Genomic DNA, 17,803 nt, shown 5'->3' with positions numbered 1-17,803 from the left:
TCCTCGATATGTTATAATATAACATAGGATGGCGGATACCCGTGCCGTCCCAGGAGGACAGGGCGTCATCGTCGTGAACTGGCTTCGAAAGCACCTCAAACACGGCTCTCGGCTGGCGCTGTTTGCGATCGCGATCCAGCTTGCGCTGTCGTGGGGGCATTTTCACACGGCAGCCGCACCGGCCGGTCAAATCGGGCTGACCGGCGCCAGTCGCGCGACCGCCACGCCCATTGCCGCACAAGAAGCGCACCCCGAAGCCGCGCAGCCGCAGCAGCCTGCTGGCCCCGCTAACGACCAGCACACTGCCAATGTCTGCGCGGTCTGCGCCGTCCTCTCCCTGGCAAAGAATTTCCTGTTCATCACGCCGCCCGTGCTGGAGTTGCCGGGGGCTGTCGAACTTCTGTACCTGGTCACCAGCGCTGAATTCGCACATCTCAGCTTTTCCCATCTCGCGTTCCAGTCTCGCGCACCACCCGCCTTCTGACAGTCGATCAAAATTAAACCGTTCCCAAGGTTGACGCGTCAGGCGCGGTTTCCTGAGGGAAGATCGGAATCGATCCGTCGCTCATGGCGGACAGGATCGGACAATGACATTCAAGAATAAACGTGCGTTCCGCATCGGTGGGGCTAGTTGGCTGTTGCTATGCGCGGCGGGCAACGGCGCCCTGGCGCAGGGCGCGGCGTCGCCAACTGCGTCGACACACCTGCCGGAAATCACCGTGACGGCGCCGAGCCCGATCGTGCGGCGCAAACCCGTGCCTGCACGAACGCCGACGCGCGTCGCCCGCGCAGCGCCCGGCCAGAATCGCGAGCACACGCCAGAACCGCAACCAGCGCCCCTCGCCGCAGCGCCCCAGCAGGGCGTGCTGCCCGTCGTGACCGACCAGTTCGCAACCGTCACCGTCGTGACTAACGAGGAAATCCGCCGTACCGGCGGCGCGACGCTCGGCGATCTGCTGTTCTCCAAACCCGGCATCACCGGCTCCAGCTTCGCGCCGGGCGCCGCCAGCCGGCCGATCATCCGCGGCCTCGACGTCAATCGCGTCGGCATCATCGAGAACGGCGTTGGTGCCGGCGGCGTCTCCGACCTCGGTGAGGATCACTTCGTACCCATCGATCCCCTGACAACAAATCAGGTCGAAGTCGTGCGCGGTCCGGCAGCATTGCGCTACGGCTCGACCTCAATCGGCGGTGTCGTCAGCGCGACCAATAATCGAATTCCCGACGCCCTGCCGGCCTGCGCTGCGGCGCCATTCCAAAGCTATGGTCTGCCCGTCAAGGCGCCGCTGGCGAATGTGCAGTCGTCGTCTTGCGTCAACGCCGAGACGCGCACGGCGGTCAGTTCGGTCGATCGCGGCCTTGAGGGCGGCATCCTGCTCGATGGCGGCGGCGGCAATTTTGCCATTCATGCCGATGCCCATGGCCGCAAGGCTGGCGATTACAGCATCCCCGGCTATCCATACCTGGTCGATCGGACGCGGCCTGTGGACGGCTACCAGCCAAACTCTGCGGCGCAAGCGACCGGCGCCTCGATCGGCGGCTCCTATATTTTCCACGGCGGCTTCATCGGCGCTGCCGTCACGCAGAACGATTCGCTCTATCGGATTCCGGGTATCGAGGGCTCGGATCACCAGATCCGCATGGACGCGCGACAGACCAAGTTCACGGCCAAGGGCGAATACCGGCCGGATGCGGCGGCGATCGACGCGATCAGGTTCTGGGCAGGCGCCACCAACTACAAGCACAACGAAATCGGGCTTACGGATCCCGCCGACTTCTCATCCACCGGCGTGCTGCAGACCTTTACGAACAGGGAGCAGGAAGGGCGCTTCGAGGTGCAAATGGCGCCGTTCAATGCACGCTTTGCCGCTGTTACGACCGCCTTCGGCCTGCAGGCCGGGCATCAGGAGTTGACCGCGTCGAACTCGGTCGATCCGACGAGCCCGCTCAACGGATTGTGGGATCCCAACAAGAACAACAGGGTCGCCGGTTACGTGTTCAACGAGCTCAAGTTCACCGAGACGACAAAGGCGCAGATCGCCGGCCGCATCGAGCATGTCAGCCTCAGTGGAACGACGCCGGCGTTCATTCCGGAGCTATTCAACCTCAACCCCAGCCCCGGGGATATCGGCCCGCCAACGGCGCGCCATCTAAGCTTCACGCCGAAGAGCGCGAGCGTAGGCTTGATCCAGAATCTTCCGGGCGATCTGGCTGCCAGCATCACCGCACAGTATGTCGAGCGCGCGCCGAAGCCAGCCGAATTATTTTCGCGCGGCGCGCATGACGCGACCGCCACCTTCGACATCGGCAACCCCAATATCGGTCTGGAAACTGCCAAGACGATCGAGTTGGGATTGCGGCGGGCGACCGGTCCTTTCAGATTCGAAGCGACGGCCTATTACACCAAGTTCAATGGGTTTATTTACCGTCGTCTCACAGGCAACACCTGCGAGGATGTCGCCTGCGTTGGTTCTGCCGATCCGGCCTTTCCACTCGAGCTCAACCAGGCGATCTACTCGCAACGCGACGCCACCTTCCGCGGCGGCGAGTTCCAGAGCCAGTTGGATGTCGGGCCGCTCCATGGCGGCATCTGGGGCATTGAAAATCAGTTCGACGTTGTGCGCGCGACCTTCAGCGACGGCACCAATGTTCCACGGATTCCGCCGGTGCGCGTCGGCGGCGGCCTGTTCTGGCGCGATGCCAACTGGCTGACGCGGATCAATCTGCTGCACGCCTTCGCCCAGAACGATATCGCGCCAATCGGCGAGACGCCGACAGGAGGTTATAACCTGCTGAAGGCGGAGGTCAGCTACAGGACAAGGCTCGATTCTTCCTGGTTCGGGGCCCGCGAGATGATGGTCGGCATCGTGGGAAACAACCTGCTGAACGAGAATATCCGGAACCACGTTTCCTATACCAAGGATGTGGTCCTCATGCCCGGCATCGGGGTACGTGCGTTTGCGAATTTGAAGTTCTAGCCGGACGCGTGGTCCATGGGGTGGCGTTAGACTAGCTGCTGTTATCAGCTAACGGCCCTGCTTGTTTCAAAGACATACGCTTTGGCGAGCATCTTCGCGCACCGGCGCCGTTAGAAACAGGAACGGCGTGATTAGGAGTTCATGGATGCCGGACGCCTGACGCAGAAAAACAAAAAGAACATAGATGTGACGAGTAGCGATCCAATGCCGAACGTTGTCGTCTTGGTCCTAGGCGCCGCAACGTGTCGGGCAGTTTGGCGAGGCCGAAGGATCCAACGAACAGGAACACGCCGCCGGTCAAATGAAGGCAGAGATGATCAAACAAATCCGACCCTTGCGAACAACAACGCCGCCTCGAAATACATTGTGGTGCCGACCATTATTCCTGAGGACAAGAAGGCCGATCGCGTTGATGATCATGATGTCGTGAGCGAGGATGCGGTCACTCACGTCCGGCCCCATGATCAGCCGGTAGACGTTCATCAGGTCGGACAGGAGAGACGCGGTACGTCCCGCAACACGTTCGCCATGATCCGCCCACCGGAGAGGAGCCTGTCGTCATCGAATATCTCAAGAACCTACCTAACGGCGAGCGGTTTTTGAACTTATCGCGGCGATGGGACATCTCGGGCGTTGCTGCGCGAGAAGGCACGCCGTATGTGCATCTTGGCTAGACGCGATCCCCGATCTCTCCGACACACAGGTCATCGTCTACACCGAGTATCCCGGGCAGGCGCCTCAGGTCATAGAGGACCAGGTCACGTACCCGCTGACGACTGCGATGCTGACCGTGCCGAAGTCCAAGGTGGTGCGGGGCTTTTCCTTCTTCGGCGTGTCATTCGTCTACGTGATCTTCGAAGACGGCACCGACATCTATTGGGCGCGCTCGCGCGTTATGGAGTTCCTGAACGGCGCCGCCTCAAGACTTCCGACCGCCGTTACACCGACGATCGGGCCCGACGCGACCGGCGTTGGCTGGGTATACCAGTACGCCGTCATATCCAAGGAATTGAACTTGGCGGATACCCGTACAATCCAGGACTGGAATTTGAAGTTCGCGCTGGCCAAGGCCGAAGGCGTCGCCGAGGTTGCCAGCATCGGGGGCTTCGTTAAGCAGTACAACGTGGTTCTCGATCCTCAGCGGATGCGGGACCGCGGCATCAGCTTGCAAAAGATCCGCGACGCCATCCGCGCCAGCAACGCCGACGTAGGCGGGCGCACGGTGGAGTTGTCTGAGTTCGAGTACGTCATCCGCGGCAAAGGCTACGTCAAAAGCATCAACGATCTTGGCAACATCGTCCTGAAGACCGCCAACGGCACGCCCGTGCTGCTGCGGCACGTCGCCCACGTCGAATTGGGCCCGGACGAGCGACGCGGAATCGCCGAACTGAACGGCGAGGGAGAGGTCGCAAGCGGGATCGTGCTCCAGCGTTTTGGGGTCGATGCCCTCAATGTGATTGAGAATGTGAAGAAGCGGTTCAAGGAAATCGCGAGCAGTCTACCCAAGTCCGTCGAAATCGTGCCCGTCTACGACCGATCCAGCCTTATCTATGCGGCCATCGACACGCTCAAGCACACCCTGCTCGAAGAAAGCATCGTCGTCGGGCTTGTCTGCATCGTCTTCCTACTGCACGTCCGCAGCGCGCTGGTAGCGATCCTGATGCTGCCGGTTGGCGTCCTGATGGCGTTCGGCGCCATGAAGCTGCTTGGGCTCGGGTCCAACATCATGAGCCTAGGCGGCATAGCGATCGCGATCGGCGCAATGGTGGATGCCGCCATCGTCATGATCGAGAACGCGCACAAGCACCTCGAGCGAGCCAAACCAGATCAGTCGCGTGTGCAGATTCTGATCGATGCGGCCTCCGAGGTCGGGCCCGCGCTGTTCTTCAGCCTGCTCATCATCACCGTATCGTTTATGCCGATCTTCGCGCTGGAATCGCAGGAGGGGCGGCTATTCAGCCCGCTGGCGTTCACCAAGACATTCGCCATGGCCGCTGCGGCCCTGCTGTCAGTCACCCTGGTGCCGGCGCTGATGGTGATCTTTGTCCGAGGCAGAATCGTCCCGGAGGACAGGAATTTCATCAACCGTTTCCTGATCTGGATCTACCGGCCCGTGATCAAGGCCGTGCTGCGAATGAAGATCCTGGTGATCTTCGCCGCCGTAGCGGTACTGGCCGTAACGATCTGGCCCGCGCGGCAGCTCGGCACCGAATTCATGCCGACGCTTAACGAGGGCACGCTGCTGTACATGCCGACGACGCTGCCCGGCATCTCTGTCACGAAGGCGGCCGAACTGATGCAGACGCAGGATCGGATCATCAAGGCGTTCCCGGAGGTCGCCTCCGTCTATGGCAAGGCGGGACGGGCTGCGACCGCAACCGACCCTGCGCCGATCGAGATGTTCGAGACCGTGGTCAACCTGAAGCCAAAAGAGCAGTGGCGCCCCGGCGTGACCATCGACAGCCTGGTCGCGGAAATGGACAGGGCGTTGCAATTCCCCGGCGTCTCGAATGCCTGGACGATGCCGATCAAGGCCCGCATCGACATGCTCTCGACCGGCATTCGCACGCCGGTCGGCGTCAAGGTTATGGGCACAGATCTGGTCGAGATAGATCGCCTAGCCAAGCAAATCGAGAGCGCCATCAAAACCGTGCCCGGCACGTCCTCGGCCTACGCGGAGCGTGCGGTCGGCGGGTACTATCTCGAGATCGTGCCAGACCGCGAGGCACTCGCCCGCTACGGGATTCTGGTCCAGGACGTGCAGGACACCATTGCGGCCGCGCTCGGCGGCCAGACGGTCACGACGACCGTTGAGGGCCGGCAACGCTTTACGGTAAACATGCGCTATCCGCGCGATCTCAGGGACAATCCAAAGGCCATCGCCAGCGACATCCTGGTGCCGATGCCGGCGGGCGGTGCCGTCCCGTTGGGCGAAGTCGCCAAGGTCGAGCCGACGCGGGGACCTACGTCCATCCGGAGTGAGAACGGGCAGCTCGCGACCTACATCTACGTCGACATCCGTGATCGGGATTTAGGCAGCTACGTCGCCGACGCTCAGCGCGCCGTCACCGAGGCCATCCAGTTCCCGTCCGGCTACTACGTGGTCTGGAGCGGCCAGTACGAATATTTGCAGAGGGCTGCCGCTCGCTTGAAAATCGTGGTCCCCGTAACGCTCACGATCATCTTCCTGCTGCTGTACCTAAACTTCAGGGCCATGACTGAGACCTTGATCGTCATGCTCTCGCTGCCCTTTGCGCTGGTCGGCGGAATCTGGATGATGTGGTGGCTCGGATTCAACCTGTCCGTAGCCGTCGTGGTCGGGTTCATTGCGCTCGCGGGTGTCGCCGCCGAGACCGGCGTCGTAATGCTGATCTATCTCGACCATACTCTAGCCGAGATGAAGGCTAAATGCAGCGGCGATGGCCGCGTCCTCACCAAGCGAGATCTCCACGAGGCCATCATCGTGGGCGCCGTTGACCGCGTCCGTCCCAAGGTGATGACGGTAGTTGCGATTATGGCGGGTCTTCTGCCCATCATGTGGAGCACCGGCAATGGATCTGAGATCATGCAGCGCATCGCAGTGCCGATGATCGGCGGGATGACCTCATCCACGCTCCTCACCCTCATCGTAATACCGGCGATCTTCGGCCTCGCGAAGGGGCGCGGATTGCCTCGCGACGGCAAGGCCGCCGACGCGCTGCCGAAGGGCACGCCGCAAGACATACCTAAGGCGGCTTGAGCGTGATTTTGAATGAAGACAGATGACCAGACTGTGAGGCTAGGCATCTGGTCCCTGGCCACCGCAACCTAGCTGCAGGGTTTACGACCGGCGGGCTTGCAATGCTGCGGATCGTCGCAGATGCCATGCGGGACAACGGACGTTATCTCAAGTCTCTTGGCTGCAAATTACATCAAGTCACGCTCAGATCGCCCGTAATGGAAGTTTGCCTTCTACCCGATAATAGGATACCCCCCTATATCATGTCTCATACTACGAAGAACAAAACCAAGCTGCTCGCACGTGTGCGCCGCCTCAAAGGGCAGATCGAAGCTATCGAGCGATCCTTGGAGGCCGACGCCTCCTGCGGCCAGGTTCTAAACCTCGCGGCTTCCGTGCGCGGCGCAGTCAGCGGCCTGACGGCCGAGTTGATCGAGGATCATATCCGCGAGCATGTTTCCAACCCCGACAAAGACGACAATGCAGCGCGGGCGCAAGGTGCGGCCGAGTTGATCGAGGTCGTTAGGGCGTATCTAAAATGACCGATCATTCCGCGCGGCTTTCGAGCCCACACGAGCATATTTTCTTGGGCGACAATCACGAGCGCAACGAGCGCAGGACATGGATTGTCATTGCGATCACGGCAACGATGATGGTGGCCGAGATCGCGGCCGGGTCGATATACGGCTCTATGGCCCTTGTGGCTGATGGCTGGCACATGTCCACCCATGCCGCCGCGATGCTTATTGCCGCGCTCGCCTATCTCTATGCCCGCAAGAACGCGAGGAATCCACGCTTCACCTTTGGAACGGGCAAGCTTGGCGAACTGGCCGCCTTTGCCAGTGCCGTTGTGTTGGCTCTTATTGCCCTGCTGATCGGATGGGAAAGCCTGCTGCGCTTCTACAGCCCGGTGGCGATCAATTTCCCGCAGGCGATCAACGTTGCCGTCATTGGCCTAGGGGTGAACCTCCTTTGCGCATGGCTCTTGCGTGATGACCACTTGCATCATGGGCATGGCCATCACCATGGGCATTCGCCCGATCCCGATCACGATCACGCGCGTCCGCATGTCCACGATCACGGAGAACATGCAGGCGACAACAATCTGCGAGCAGCCTATCTCCATGTGTTGGCGGACGCCCTAACCTCTGTGCTGGCAATTGTCGCCTTGGTGCTTGGAAGCCTCTACGGCTGGGACTGGATGGACCCTGCCATGGGCATTGTCGGCGGTCTGGTTATCGCCCGGTGGTCTTGGGGCCTCATCCGCGATGCCGGCCGGGTGCTGCTCGACTATGTTCCGGCCGACGAGGAATTGCCGGAGGAAATCCGTGAGGTCATCGAGGGCGAGGGTGACAGGATTACCGATCTGCATGTCTGGCAGCTTGGCCCCGGCCATCATGGGGCTATCGTGTCAATTCGCACAGCTGTCCCGCAAGAGCCATCTATTTACCGGGAAAAGCTGGCCCATATTCACGAGCTCTCGCATGTGACTATCGAGGTCGAGAAGGCCGCCTAATCACGCCCGCGCAAGGCTGGTTTTCCGTAGTGCAGGCGCACCTTCGAATGCAATCGCCGTGGCTGGCCGACGTGGGTCTGGTAAGCGCAACTCGCGCTCATCCTGTGGTCGCCGGTGTTCTTCGCCGCGCACCGCCTCGGGCTAGCGCTCGTAGTTATTCTGCTGATGCTGGCGGCGATCTTCGGCTTCATAGCTACCGCTTGGCGGCGGATAGCGTTCCGCTGATTTGAGCTCAGAAGGCAGAGGCTCGACCTCATGAATCGGGCTCACCTCATGCCTCATCCGAACTCCGGTCACCGTTGCCGCTGGCCTTTGATCGACTGGGTGTCGCCTTTCGCAGCCTCCAGCTCCTGTACGATCCGTTCTTGCTCCGATCGCAGCTTTGCAAGAGCGTCCGTCTGGACCAGGGCATCGGGAATTGTCTGCTCCGGGTGCCCGGCGATCATGCGCGCCGCGTCCGCGGCCGCCGCGGCCTCGCGGACGTCCCTGGCGGCCGACTGCTGCGAACCGGCGACGATCGCCCTTTCGGCGCGGAGCTCCCGCTGCGAAGTCGGATCCATGGCGGCGTTCGCTTCCTGTCGCCGATTCGCATCGCGCGCGCGGTCAGCGAAACGCTCGGCTGCGGGGACTTCGCGCCGCTCCTGCGCGCTGACGTCCTGAGCGCGGGCGACGAGCCTGTCCGCGTTTTCCCCGACGATCGCCTCCATCTCGCGTCGGCTGAGCTGCTGGACGCCGCGCTCCTGGGCCCGCTGCAGGTCGATCCTGTTCGCGAGCGTTTCCAGGTATCGCGCGGACGTCTCGCGGAACTGCTGCTTCGTCTGGCCGTCGAGCAGGTCGCTTGTCCGCGACACCGCATCGGTCATGGTCCGAAGGTCCTTCGCCATCTGCTCCGATGTGATCGCCATTGCGGCGTCCTTTTTGGTTAGGTGCTCGACGCGCTTCCCGATCGCCTGCAGGATGCCGCCGACCGCCTGAGCCACCAGCAGCCGCTCCAGCATGTCTTTCGCTTGCGGGTTCGCGGGCTGCTCGGCCGCCACGGTGCGCCAAGCCAGCACGCTCTCGCTCACGGCTCTGCGGTCTGGCGGCGACATGGGCAAGCGTATCGGGTTGGAAAGGGCGGTTGCGATGCGTTGCCGCGCATTGTTGATCAAGTTTCGATTAGCGGGATCGGCGGCGTAAGCCCGATCCCGCGCCTCTCGCGATGGACGGGGCCGGTCGGCGGCGTCGACGATAGCCTTGTCCTTCGGGCCGTAGCTTTGCGAGGACGCCCGCTCCCGCGCCGCCGTCGCGACGATGCGAAGCCCCTCCGCCTGGGCGTGCTGCGCGTAGGCCGCGCGCCACTCGCGAAACGTCTCCGGGCCCGGGTGCAATTTCTGACCGGATTCGCTCTTCGCGGCGATAACCGCGTGGACGTGGATGTGGCCGGCCGCCTCCTTGTCGACGTGGATGCCGAACATGAACTTGTGGTCGCCGAAGCGGTCGTGCAGGAAGCTGCGCGCGGCGCGCCGTAGCGCCTCGACGTCGGTGCCCGCCTTCGCCGACAGCATCAGGTGCATCGTGTCGCGCACCGACTGCGACCGCAGCGAAGGGGCCCACTTGCGCGCCGCGATCCGCGTGTCGGCGACGTTGGCGACGGCCTTGCCCTTGTCGTCGACGGCCGCGCCTTGCGCGATGAGTTTGTTGAGGCGGTAGGTGACGCCGCTGCGTCCGTGGTTAGTCATTCCGGGCGACACGCCGATCGTCTGTGTGTCGACGCCAGTCGCCGCGTGGATGCGGTCCTTGATCTTCCCTTCCGACGCCATGTCGAAGCGCTTGCGGGTGAAGCCGTTCTCCTGGTCCCCCACCCGCTCCTCGCGAACCCGAAACCGCTCCTTCGGCGGCCCCGCCAACGCGACGACCAGACGCGCCTCGAGCTCGCCTGACGACGTCGCGTCGATCCGGTAGGCGTAGCGGTGCCCCGCGAAGCCGGCTGCGATCGCCTTCTCGTAGGCGTCGCGTCCCTCTTCGCCATCCTTCACGCCGCGCAGCAACAGGCGGACGGCGCTGACGTCCCGGCTCTCCGCCCGCTTCGAGAAGTTGACCGACCAGGCCTTAATCTCGTCGGCGACCGCCTCGCGGTCCGTCAGCATCCGCCCGTCGTAAGTCTCGAGCGGCACGTCCTCGCGCTGCACGTACTGCCCTGTCTTGGTGGCCCGGACGGTACCGTGGGCGTAGGACAGAACCTTGATGACGGCCGGCTGGTAGCCGGAGGCGAGCTGCCGGGCGCGGCCGACCGCAACCTGCCCTCCCGCGCCAAAACCGCCGGAGATTGGCGACTGCGCGGAGGGACGGCCGGCAGCCGCTCCACCGCCGCCGCCCCCGGCGGACGACGCCGGCAATGATCGCGAGCGCTCCTCGTCGCGGCCGCCGGTAATCGTCTGGCCGCGGATGACCCGGTCCGACGGCGGCGATTTGGGACGCGGCGCGACGCGCGGCACGCGACGTCGAGGCTCCTCGTCAAGGCCGACGAAGCCTCGCGGCTGCCGCCGCGACTGGGCGGCCGTGCCGACGACTGTCCGGGCGGCCTCGACCTGCGCCACCCACCAGGCGATCTGCGCCGCCCTGTTCATCCGGCGTCCTCTGTTGTGACTTCAGCCGGCAGAGAAAGCCCAGCCTGGCGCCGCAGCTTCGAGCCGTAGGCAACGGTTATCTCGGTCAGCTCGTCATTGATGGCGGCGACCACTTCGTGCAGTCCGCGCCACACTGGCTCGGTGTCCTCGATGCGCACCGCCTGGCCGCGGTGGATGGCGCGCAGGACCTGCGAGAGGTTGCGACCGACCATGCGGACCTGCTGGGCGAGCTCGATGACGGTGCGGGTGTTGTCGGCCGACAGAGCCGGGCCGGCCTGCACCGACGCGCGGATCAGGCGCCGCACGACCTCGGCCTTCGGCACGCCGAACAGCACCACGGCCGCCTGCAGCCGCGCCTCGTCGGCGTCCGACAACTCCGTTCGTAGCCTAGGCTTGCGTCGCGGTGCTGTGGCGGAGCGTGCCATCGGCGCTCCCTTCCCTCCCGTTCGCGCGCGGCTCTGCCGCCATCGCGGGTCAGCGCTCTCCCGCTGCGTCCAGCAGCCGTCCTCCAGTTTGGCCCACAAACCGGTATCTTGTCAACCAATATCTAATACACTGAATGTTAGATACCCAGCGCATGAAGGGCGCCTGCGTCCGAAGAGCTGTCAGTATGACTCTCCAACCCTACGGCGTGCAGCGCCTGGAGGCGCTGCACGCGATTGCAGAAATACCGCAATTCGGCCATGTCGTGATGGCGGCATCAACGAAATACCGTAGCACGGTAACGCACCAATGCCGCAAACCGCGAATGCCGTAACAACCGATTCCCGACATCGCCACAATGAGGCATCACCGCATTCGCGACATGACGGACTGGCGCAGGAGGGCATTGCGGCAAAACGACAATCCTGACCTACCGGAAAAAGACAATGCATGATTGCTGCGCGTTCATTATGTTGTATGTTGTTATTCCGTTAATGGAGCGAAATGCCGGAGGGAGAACCAAGTGCCGAGCATCTTCGCCGTGGCGAACCCGAAAGGCGGAAGCGGCAAGACGACGGTAGCGATCATCCTCGCCGGCGAGTTCGCCAAGCACGGTTACTCGGCCGCTATCATCGATGCCGATCCCCAAGGGTCCTCTTACCAATGGCATGCGTCGTCGGTCGCGCGTGGCTTGAGCCCGCAGGGCGTGGACCTGGTGCGCGCGCCCGATGAGACTGTCCTCGCCCAGGCGATCGGTCGGCTGGATGGCTATGACGTCGTCGTCATCGACACCCCCGGCTATTATGGTGATGTCTTGATTCAGTCGGCGCTGCGCGCCGACCTCGTCGTCTTTCCTTGCAAGGTGCACACCTTCGATGCCTCGCAGGTCGTGCGCACCATCCGCAATCTCGAACAGCATGCGGCCAGTTCAACGCTGCCGATGAGCCAGCATCGCGTTCTTTTCAACGAATATGACAGCCTCGACAGAAACACCCGCCCCCTCAAGGAGGTCGTCGCCTATTTCGATGCAGAAAAAGTCCCCGTCTGCGCCAATGCCCTTTACCGGCGCGTCACATATCGCACCATGACAAGCGGACACGGCACGTTGTACCAGATGAGCGACAAGGACGAATCGGTCCGCAAGGCCCGTTACAACGCCGATCAGGTCGTCCGCGAATTGCTCGCTGCAAGCCAAGGTGCCGACCAGGGTGACGCCGCATGACGGATCCCGCCTCAGGACAGAAACCCGATCGCCCTTCCCTGCCCCGCGACGCGTTCCGCGCCCATCGGGTCAACACGTCGGCGCCCGATGCTTTCGCGGCCAAGCCGGTCGTCGTGACGCCGGCGTATGAAGATCAAGTCGTTGCGCCAGTGGTACACTCCGCGTCGGCGGAAAGTGCGGCGGCACGCAAGCTGCCGCGCCCTCAGAAAGTCCGCGATCGAAATCCATTCGATGCCTACGGTGAGCGATCCTCGTCTCGACCTTACGCGTTGCGCTTCCCCGATGCGATCGACCTTGTGGTCCGTCAAATGGCCGCCGAGGAGCGAACACATCCGCTTCGGATCATCGACCGCATTGTCTATGACCACCTCAAACGGATCGGCCGCCTGCCGCCTCCGCGCGAACTTTGACGGAAACGTCCCGCCGAGGCCTCATATTCGTGGCGACGCGACGACCGAATGATGGGTGCGAGTAAGCAGGATCACCTCTGCGAAAAGTCATCCGGGAAGGAAGATGAGGGTGGGTCTCGGTCACCGGCAGCCCGCCCTTGCCGCCGAAGCGCCATGAGCATCGGCCAGACTGAGAATTTCCCGTCCGCGGCCCGGCGGGCCAGGATTCTGAGATAGCCTCCTGGGCTCTTGATGGCGTTGCCGCGTTGCAGGATGGCCGAGAGCACCACACTGGCTTGTCCATCGCCCATTGCGATGCGGGCTTCCTCCCAGGCGCTCGGACTGATGCCGAGCATGGGACGCACGGTTGATGCGGTCGCAATTAGATCCTGTGGGGTGCGGATGCCGCCGCGCGCATAGTCGACGATGTCGGGACAGAGTTCGACCACCATGCGAATGGGGATTGCGTTGGCGGTTCGGGAGCCGTCAGAGTCGGCCATCTCGTGGGCGCCCGGTGCCGGGTCAGGTTCGGGTGGGTTGGGCTTCTCCGGGAATGAATTAATCTGATCGGCCGGCGGAATTAGCGGACCGGGCTCGATCGGATCAAGATGTTGTTCAAGAGCTTTGACGATCGCTTTTGCCAGGCTCGCCAGTTCGACGACGATGGGTTGAAGGACCTTGCATGTCGGGACGCGAGGGAGCCGGGTCAGGATCTCTCGGAACGTCCGATGATAGGAGGCCCAATCGGCGGCGACACCCTGCTCCACACCAGTTGCAATCATCTTAGCGATGTCACGCCGCGCCAAGGTCATCCGTTCGCGAAGAATGCCAAGCGCCTGGCGCTTGGCGATGGCGGCTTCGGCCGCAGCAGCGAATTCCTCGGCCCGGGCCACGATCGGTCCGAGATCGAAGCCAAACGCCTGTTCGATATCGCCCGAGCTCGTCTTTCGCGCGTAGCGTTTGCCGTTCGGACTATCGCGTCGGAGAACGAGTCCGTGATCGACAAGCGCCGCGAGATGGCGGCGCAAGGTGGAGACCGCCATCCCGTGGGCGCGCAGGGCGAGAAGACGATTTGAGGGGAACACGACCAGGTCGGCGGCGCCGGCGGTCAACACCGTGTCGGGGTGGAAAGAGAGCAGTGCATTGAGGACGGCGAGCGCCCGCTCAGACACGGGCAGCGATGCCCGCGCTTCGCAGATGTTTCGGAACACCTGCCATTTGTGCACCGGCTTGCCCTTGGGGCATTCCCTGACGTCGCGCTGCGCCCTGAGGGAGTTAAGCGATAGCGGTCGCTGTCCAAAAGGCGTAATCGGATTTTGGTCAAGCATCTCCATTCGCGTCCTCTCGTTATTGAGAGCGCGGGGCAAACAAAGACCGTGGCGTAAAAACGCGAGTCCCTTGAACTGTCGGATGGCGCGGGCTAAAATGCCTTCATGCGATAGGGGCATTGTCGGCGATTGGCGTCGCCAGCCAGTTCATCCTCACGAGAGACCCGGCTATGCCGGGTTTTTCTTTGTCCGAACGCACTTCTCCTGGGTTGAATCGAATTCGTCTATTATATTGAATGTTGACTGACAGTCTAACGTGTAAGCTTGGCTGTCGGGTGGACGAGCCGATCAGCGTTGGGAAGTGCGGGAATCAGCGATGAGCGAAAAGAATTGCCGCCGAAAGGCAGCTCACCCGGCACAAGGCAGCATCTTACGGCGCGCGTTCCAGGCAGGATTGGAGGGGCTGCGGCTCGAATCGGGCCTCACCCGGCGGGAATTCGCCGAGCAGCTTGGCATTCCGCGATCGAGCTATTTCCACTTAATGACGTCGGCCGCCAACCCGAGCCTCGATTATATCGAGCGCATAGCCGAGCGTGCCGGCGTCGACCCGCTGAGATTGCTTCTCCAGTTGCCTAGTCCGACCGGCGCGCGCCGCCCGGACATCAGGGATAGCCGCGCGGCAAGGTGAGTCGTTTCAAGGACTTGCCTGTTGAAGTTTCTAACGTCCAATATACTGGACCTCGAGCTTGGTGTATGGTCCTGCAGTTTTTCGCTATGGACCCGAAAGCCAGTCACCGATGCCGCCTGTTCGCAAGCCGCTGCCCGTCGATCATTCGATCCTGAATGAGATGCTGGCGATCCGACTGCAACAGCTCGAGATCGAAAACGGCGGCATGGAAGCTTTCCTGCCGAAGACAGGACTGGCGCGCGGCACCTACTACACGATCGTGCGCGGCATCGGGAATCCAACACTGAGGACGATGGAGCGGATTGCCTCGAGCCTGAACATGAGCGTGCTCGAGCTCTTAGGTTTCGAGGCCGCGGATGCGCGCCGCGCTCTCAAGAAAAGCGGCGTCGACTACGACGAGCTGGTCTCGGCGATCGGCAAGAAAAATCGGGCCGACCGCGGTCTCGCGCGGCAGACCCGATCGCGAAAACTTCCTTCATAGCGCTCCGGAGATTCGAGTGCGGCGCTGAGACTTGAACCGTGAGCGTTAGGGAGGCCGAAGCCTCCCCGGTATCGCTATGCCGCGGCGCGTTCGCTGGCTTGCGCCAATCGGCCGAGCTCCAGAGCGATGAGATCGACGGTGTAGACCCGCTGGCCGTCGCGCTCGAAGCTGTTCTGCCGGAGCCGTCCGCGCACGTGGACCAGGTCGCCCTTGCTGACGTGCTCGCTCACGTAGGATTGGATCGCGTTGGTGAAGATCGTGGCTTCGTTCCAGTGCGCGTCGTCCTTCCATTGGCCTTTGTCGTCCTTGAAGGGGTAGTTGGCGCAGATGCTGACGCGAACGGTCTTGCCGACCTGCTTGATGGTTCCGACCCGACCGACGAGGGTGAATTCGGCGATATTGCGCATTGTCTTTCTCCATCTTGTGGGCTGTGCCCCGTTGCGATGGCTTTTCCGTATGGCCGGAAAGACGAAACAGAGCCGGAGCCGCCAGAGGCGCGCGGAGGGCAAGCGCAGCGCTGCGCCCCGGCGGGAGCCACGAATTTGGCGCCGCAGGCGCATGCGCGAGGAATGCCGGTCGGGGTCCCCGCGTGCGGGGGAAACCGGCAGGGGAAAATTCTTGGCTCCAGGGGCCGACGTGTCGTCGACGGCCATAGGTATCCAGCCATGCAACCGGGAGCGACAACCCGGACGGGAGAAAGGCGTGCGATCGCCGCACACAACCGGATCTCCGGTCGGAGAGAGACAAAAGGGCGGCCATGTGATCATCGCGGCATTTTGCGCACCCACCCGGTGGATGACATTTCGGAAGCGTCGACCTGCACTGACGGGTACGATCGACTTAGCGATTTCCAGGACGTGTGCGACCCACGGCGGGGAGACCCAGCAGCGCCGAACGGCCGCACAGTTTGAGTTTCCGCGACTCTCGGGTTGCGCAATGATCCGTTCGCAGCCAGGTGCGTCCGCGGCCCAAGCTTGAGAACGCCGAGCAAAGCGAGGACGTGGACGTGAGGTTGCCATCACGTCACGCCCGTCGCTTTTCATGGAGGCGCGAATTGATCTGAGACATCAAAATCGGGCCGAGCGAGAATTCTCCGGCCTCGGCTTTTCGCGTCAAACCGCGCAGATAACCACCGGCAGACCTGATCGCGGCACCGCGTTGCAGAATGCATGCGACGACGATCGCAGCCGGCGTTTCGCCCAGAACCGTTTGCGCCTCTTCCCAGGCGCTGGGGCTGATCCCGAGCATCGATCGAACCACCGCGGCGGTGGCAAGGAAATCCCGCCAGTTCCCAATCCCGCCCTTGGCGTAATCGACGATATCGGGGCAAGCGCTCAGCACCATTCCCAACGGATAGGTCCCTTCCGCCACCCTCGGTGTTTGAGGTTTCGGCTCAGCGCTCGCCGCCCTGCCTTTGCGAAGGCTAGGTTCAAGATCAATAAGGGGATCTGTATTTGAATTCTGTATGTGGCGCTCAGAATGGGACTCATTGGCGCTCGGATTCTTGGTTTTGATGTGTGTTTCCAGAAGATTGAGCACGTCGTCCGCAAGCTGTGACAGCTCTTCGGCGATCGGCTCGAGTTCTTGCCTCGTCGCTGTGCGTGGAATCTGGTCGACGATCGAGCGGAAGGCGGCATGGACTTCCTGCCAATCGGCCGGCCCCTGCCCTCCCTGACGTGTCGGGACACCTTCATCGATGCCGGTGGCGATCATCTTGGCAATGTCGCGCCGGCAAAGGGTGATCCGCTCACGGACGAGCTTCAGCGCCCGCGCTTCTGCCTCGATGTCGGCCGCCAGGCTCTCGAACTCTTCGGATCGCACAACCAGGGGGGAGATATCGAAGCCGAAGGCGAACTCGATCTCGCCGGCGCTGCCCTTGCGGGCATAGCGCTTGCCGTTCGGACTATCCCGCCGAACCACCAGGCCGGCATCGACGAGTGCAGCGAGATGGCGCCGGAGCGTCGATGCCGGCATCCCATGCGCCCGCAGCGACAGTTGGTGGTTCGACGGAAAGACTATCAGATCGTCTTCGCCGGTGAGCGCGGTCTCAGGATGGAAGGTGAGAAGCGCATTCAATACCGATAGCGAGCGTTCGGAGACTCCCAAGCGGGGCCGCGCCGTGCAGATGGCGTGGAAGATTTTCCATTTGTGCACGATCTTCTCGGGTGGCCGCGCGGTGGCCAGCATTTGGCTTGCCACATGGGCAAGCGTCAACGGTCGCCGCCCAAAGGGCGTCGTTGGAGGGTGTGATTGCATGTCTTTGCCTCTTCAGGGCAAAGGAAGTCGGCTCGTCAAAACGACGCCGTCTCGCACGAGACACTTGACTACGATTCGCGGAAGTGATTCTCTATCAATCGCCAAAGAGATGAGAGGGCTTCCGGGACGGTGACGTTTCGGGGGCCTTTTCTTTGCCTTATGATTCCTTTCGTAGTTGTCGGAAACGCGGTTTACGCATTACAGCGCTACCAGGGGGCGAAGCCCGCGGGGTGGCAGCTGCAATTCGATCATGGG

Annotated in this window: 17 protein-coding genes; 12 read left to right on the top strand and 5 right to left on the bottom strand. The window is 62.5% G+C overall.

Annotated elements, in window-relative coordinates; genetic code table 11:
- Window positions 1-28 precede the first annotated feature (28 nt).
- The 7 genes from NWI01_RS06540 (at window position 29) to NWI01_RS06505 (ending at window position 8,437) form a co-directional block, all read left to right on the top strand.
- Window positions 29-484, top strand: coding sequence for a DUF2946 family protein (locus tag NWI01_RS06540; protein WP_141383103.1), 456 nt, complete (start codon window positions 29-31; stop codon window positions 482-484).
- Between the two features lie 103 nt (window positions 485-587).
- Complete coding sequence (locus tag NWI01_RS06535) at window positions 588-2,978, top strand: TonB-dependent receptor (protein WP_141383102.1); 2,391 nt, start codon at window positions 588-590, stop codon at window positions 2,976-2,978.
- Between the two features lie 141 nt (window positions 2,979-3,119).
- Entirely contained in the window at window positions 3,120-3,581 is a 462-nt protein-coding gene (locus NWI01_RS20180; protein WP_210242946.1) for a hypothetical protein, read from the top strand.
- Window positions 3,582-3,594: 13 nt separating this feature from the next.
- Entirely contained in the window at window positions 3,595-6,717 is a 3,123-nt protein-coding gene (locus NWI01_RS06520) for an efflux RND transporter permease subunit (protein WP_244613666.1), read from the top strand.
- A 242-nt stretch (window positions 6,718-6,959) separates the two neighbouring features.
- Window positions 6,960-7,238, top strand: a complete 279-nt coding sequence (locus tag NWI01_RS06515) for a metal/formaldehyde-sensitive transcriptional repressor (RefSeq protein WP_141383175.1) — start codon at window positions 6,960-6,962, stop codon at window positions 7,236-7,238.
- Window positions 7,235-8,212, top strand: a complete 978-nt coding sequence (dmeF, locus tag NWI01_RS06510) for a CDF family Co(II)/Ni(II) efflux transporter DmeF (protein WP_141383101.1) — start codon at window positions 7,235-7,237, stop codon at window positions 8,210-8,212. Before NWI01_RS06515 ends, dmeF begins: the two co-directional genes overlap by 4 nt.
- Window positions 8,213-8,311: 99 nt before the next feature.
- The gene (locus tag NWI01_RS06505; RefSeq protein ID WP_141383174.1) at window positions 8,312-8,437 is read left to right on the top strand and encodes a tryptophan-rich sensory protein; all 126 of its coding nucleotides are present in this window, start codon (window positions 8,312-8,314) and stop codon (window positions 8,435-8,437) included.
- Window positions 8,438-8,505: 68 nt separating this feature from the next.
- Here the strand turns inward: NWI01_RS06505 and NWI01_RS06500 are convergent, their stop codons facing one another.
- Window positions 8,506-10,821, bottom strand: a complete 2,316-nt coding sequence (locus tag NWI01_RS06500) for a relaxase/mobilization nuclease domain-containing protein (RefSeq protein WP_141383100.1) — start codon at window positions 10,819-10,821, stop codon at window positions 8,506-8,508.
- On the bottom strand, window positions 10,818-11,246 hold the full coding sequence (locus NWI01_RS06495) for a hypothetical protein (protein ID WP_141383099.1): 429 nt from the start codon (window positions 11,244-11,246) through the stop codon (window positions 10,818-10,820). Before NWI01_RS06495 ends, NWI01_RS06500 begins: the two co-directional genes overlap by 4 nt.
- Window positions 11,247-11,431: 185 nt before the next feature.
- On the opposite strand from NWI01_RS06495, the gene NWI01_RS18815 reads away from it, so the two are divergent.
- The 3 genes from NWI01_RS18815 to NWI01_RS06485 all read left to right on the top strand — a co-directional run bounded on the left by NWI01_RS18815 (window position 11,432) and on the right by NWI01_RS06485 (window position 12,876).
- Window positions 11,432-11,578: a hypothetical protein gene (locus tag NWI01_RS18815; RefSeq protein ID WP_181410395.1), complete on the top strand. Its 147-nt coding sequence runs from the start codon at window positions 11,432-11,434 to the stop codon at window positions 11,576-11,578.
- 189 nt (window positions 11,579-11,767) lie between these two features.
- Window positions 11,768-12,466, top strand: coding sequence for a ParA family protein (locus NWI01_RS06490; RefSeq protein WP_141383098.1), 699 nt, complete (start codon window positions 11,768-11,770; stop codon window positions 12,464-12,466).
- Window positions 12,463-12,876: a hypothetical protein gene (locus NWI01_RS06485; protein WP_141383097.1), complete on the top strand. Its 414-nt coding sequence runs from the start codon at window positions 12,463-12,465 to the stop codon at window positions 12,874-12,876. The genes NWI01_RS06490 and NWI01_RS06485 overlap by 4 nt, the downstream gene beginning before the upstream one ends.
- Before the next feature lie 71 nt (window positions 12,877-12,947).
- Here NWI01_RS06485 and repC (NWI01_RS06480) read toward each other — a convergent pair whose 3' ends face one another.
- Entirely contained in the window at window positions 12,948-14,183 is a 1,236-nt protein-coding gene (gene repC / locus NWI01_RS06480) for a plasmid replication protein RepC (RefSeq protein WP_141383173.1), read from the bottom strand.
- 316 nt (window positions 14,184-14,499) lie between these two features.
- Between repC (NWI01_RS06480) and NWI01_RS06475 the strand changes: the two genes are divergently transcribed.
- Both NWI01_RS06475 and NWI01_RS06470 read left to right on the top strand, forming a co-directional pair.
- On the top strand, window positions 14,500-14,811 hold the full coding sequence (locus NWI01_RS06475) for a helix-turn-helix domain-containing protein (protein ID WP_141383096.1): 312 nt from the start codon (window positions 14,500-14,502) through the stop codon (window positions 14,809-14,811).
- A 109-nt stretch (window positions 14,812-14,920) separates the two neighbouring features.
- Window positions 14,921-15,292 carry a transcriptional regulator gene (locus NWI01_RS06470; protein ID WP_024584973.1) on the top strand — a complete coding sequence of 124 codons (372 nt, stop codon included), beginning with the start codon at window positions 14,921-14,923 and terminating at the stop codon, window positions 15,290-15,292.
- Between the two features lie 74 nt (window positions 15,293-15,366).
- On the opposite strand, the gene NWI01_RS06465 is transcribed toward NWI01_RS06470, so the two are convergent.
- Both NWI01_RS06465 and repC (NWI01_RS06455) read right to left on the bottom strand, forming a co-directional pair.
- Entirely contained in the window at window positions 15,367-15,699 is a 333-nt protein-coding gene (locus NWI01_RS06465; RefSeq protein WP_141383095.1) for a single-stranded DNA-binding protein, read from the bottom strand.
- Window positions 15,700-16,315: 616 nt separating this feature from the next.
- A complete protein-coding gene (gene repC, locus NWI01_RS06455; RefSeq protein ID WP_141383094.1) occupies window positions 16,316-17,548 on the bottom strand; it encodes a plasmid replication protein RepC in 1,233 nt (410 codons plus the stop codon).
- Window positions 17,549-17,803 lie beyond the last annotated feature (255 nt).

The sequence above is a fragment of the Nitrobacter winogradskyi genome, assembly GCF_006539545.1.
Classification (GTDB): Bacteria; Pseudomonadota; Alphaproteobacteria; order Rhizobiales; family Xanthobacteraceae; genus Nitrobacter; species Nitrobacter winogradskyi_A.
This window is presented reverse-complemented; position numbering and strand designations above follow the sequence as displayed.

What these genes read in the sequence shown, in the direction of transcription:
- repC (WP_141383173.1), bottom strand. Translation starts at nt 14,183, where the DNA reads ATGCTTGACCAAAATCCGATTACGCCTTTTGGACAGCGACCGCTATCG.
- NWI01_RS06465 (WP_141383095.1), bottom strand. Translation starts at nt 15,699, where the DNA reads ATGCGCAATATCGCCGAATTCACCCTCGTCGGTCGGGTCGGAACCATC.
- NWI01_RS06520 (WP_244613666.1), top strand. Translation starts at nt 3,595, where the DNA reads ATGGGACATCTCGGGCGTTGCTGCGCGAGAAGGCACGCCGTATGTGCA.
- dmeF (WP_141383101.1), top strand. Translation starts at nt 7,235, where the DNA reads ATGACCGATCATTCCGCGCGGCTTTCGAGCCCACACGAGCATATTTTC.
- repC (WP_141383094.1), bottom strand. Translation starts at nt 17,548, where the DNA reads ATGCAATCACACCCTCCAACGACGCCCTTTGGGCGGCGACCGTTGACG.
- NWI01_RS06500 (WP_141383100.1), bottom strand. Translation starts at nt 10,821, where the DNA reads ATGAACAGGGCGGCGCAGATCGCCTGGTGGGTGGCGCAGGTCGAGGCC.
- NWI01_RS06470 (WP_024584973.1), top strand. Translation starts at nt 14,921, where the DNA reads ATGCCGCCTGTTCGCAAGCCGCTGCCCGTCGATCATTCGATCCTGAAT.
- NWI01_RS06485 (WP_141383097.1), top strand. Translation starts at nt 12,463, where the DNA reads ATGACGGATCCCGCCTCAGGACAGAAACCCGATCGCCCTTCCCTGCCC.
- NWI01_RS20180 (WP_210242946.1), top strand. Translation starts at nt 3,120, where the DNA reads ATGGATGCCGGACGCCTGACGCAGAAAAACAAAAAGAACATAGATGTG.
- NWI01_RS06515 (WP_141383175.1), top strand. Translation starts at nt 6,960, where the DNA reads ATGTCTCATACTACGAAGAACAAAACCAAGCTGCTCGCACGTGTGCGC.
- NWI01_RS18815 (WP_181410395.1), top strand. Translation starts at nt 11,432, where the DNA reads ATGACTCTCCAACCCTACGGCGTGCAGCGCCTGGAGGCGCTGCACGCG.
- NWI01_RS06495 (WP_141383099.1), bottom strand. Translation starts at nt 11,246, where the DNA reads ATGGCACGCTCCGCCACAGCACCGCGACGCAAGCCTAGGCTACGAACG.
- NWI01_RS06475 (WP_141383096.1), top strand. Translation starts at nt 14,500, where the DNA reads ATGAGCGAAAAGAATTGCCGCCGAAAGGCAGCTCACCCGGCACAAGGC.
- NWI01_RS06540 (WP_141383103.1), top strand. Translation starts at nt 29, where the DNA reads ATGGCGGATACCCGTGCCGTCCCAGGAGGACAGGGCGTCATCGTCGTG.
- NWI01_RS06535 (WP_141383102.1), top strand. Translation starts at nt 588, where the DNA reads ATGACATTCAAGAATAAACGTGCGTTCCGCATCGGTGGGGCTAGTTGG.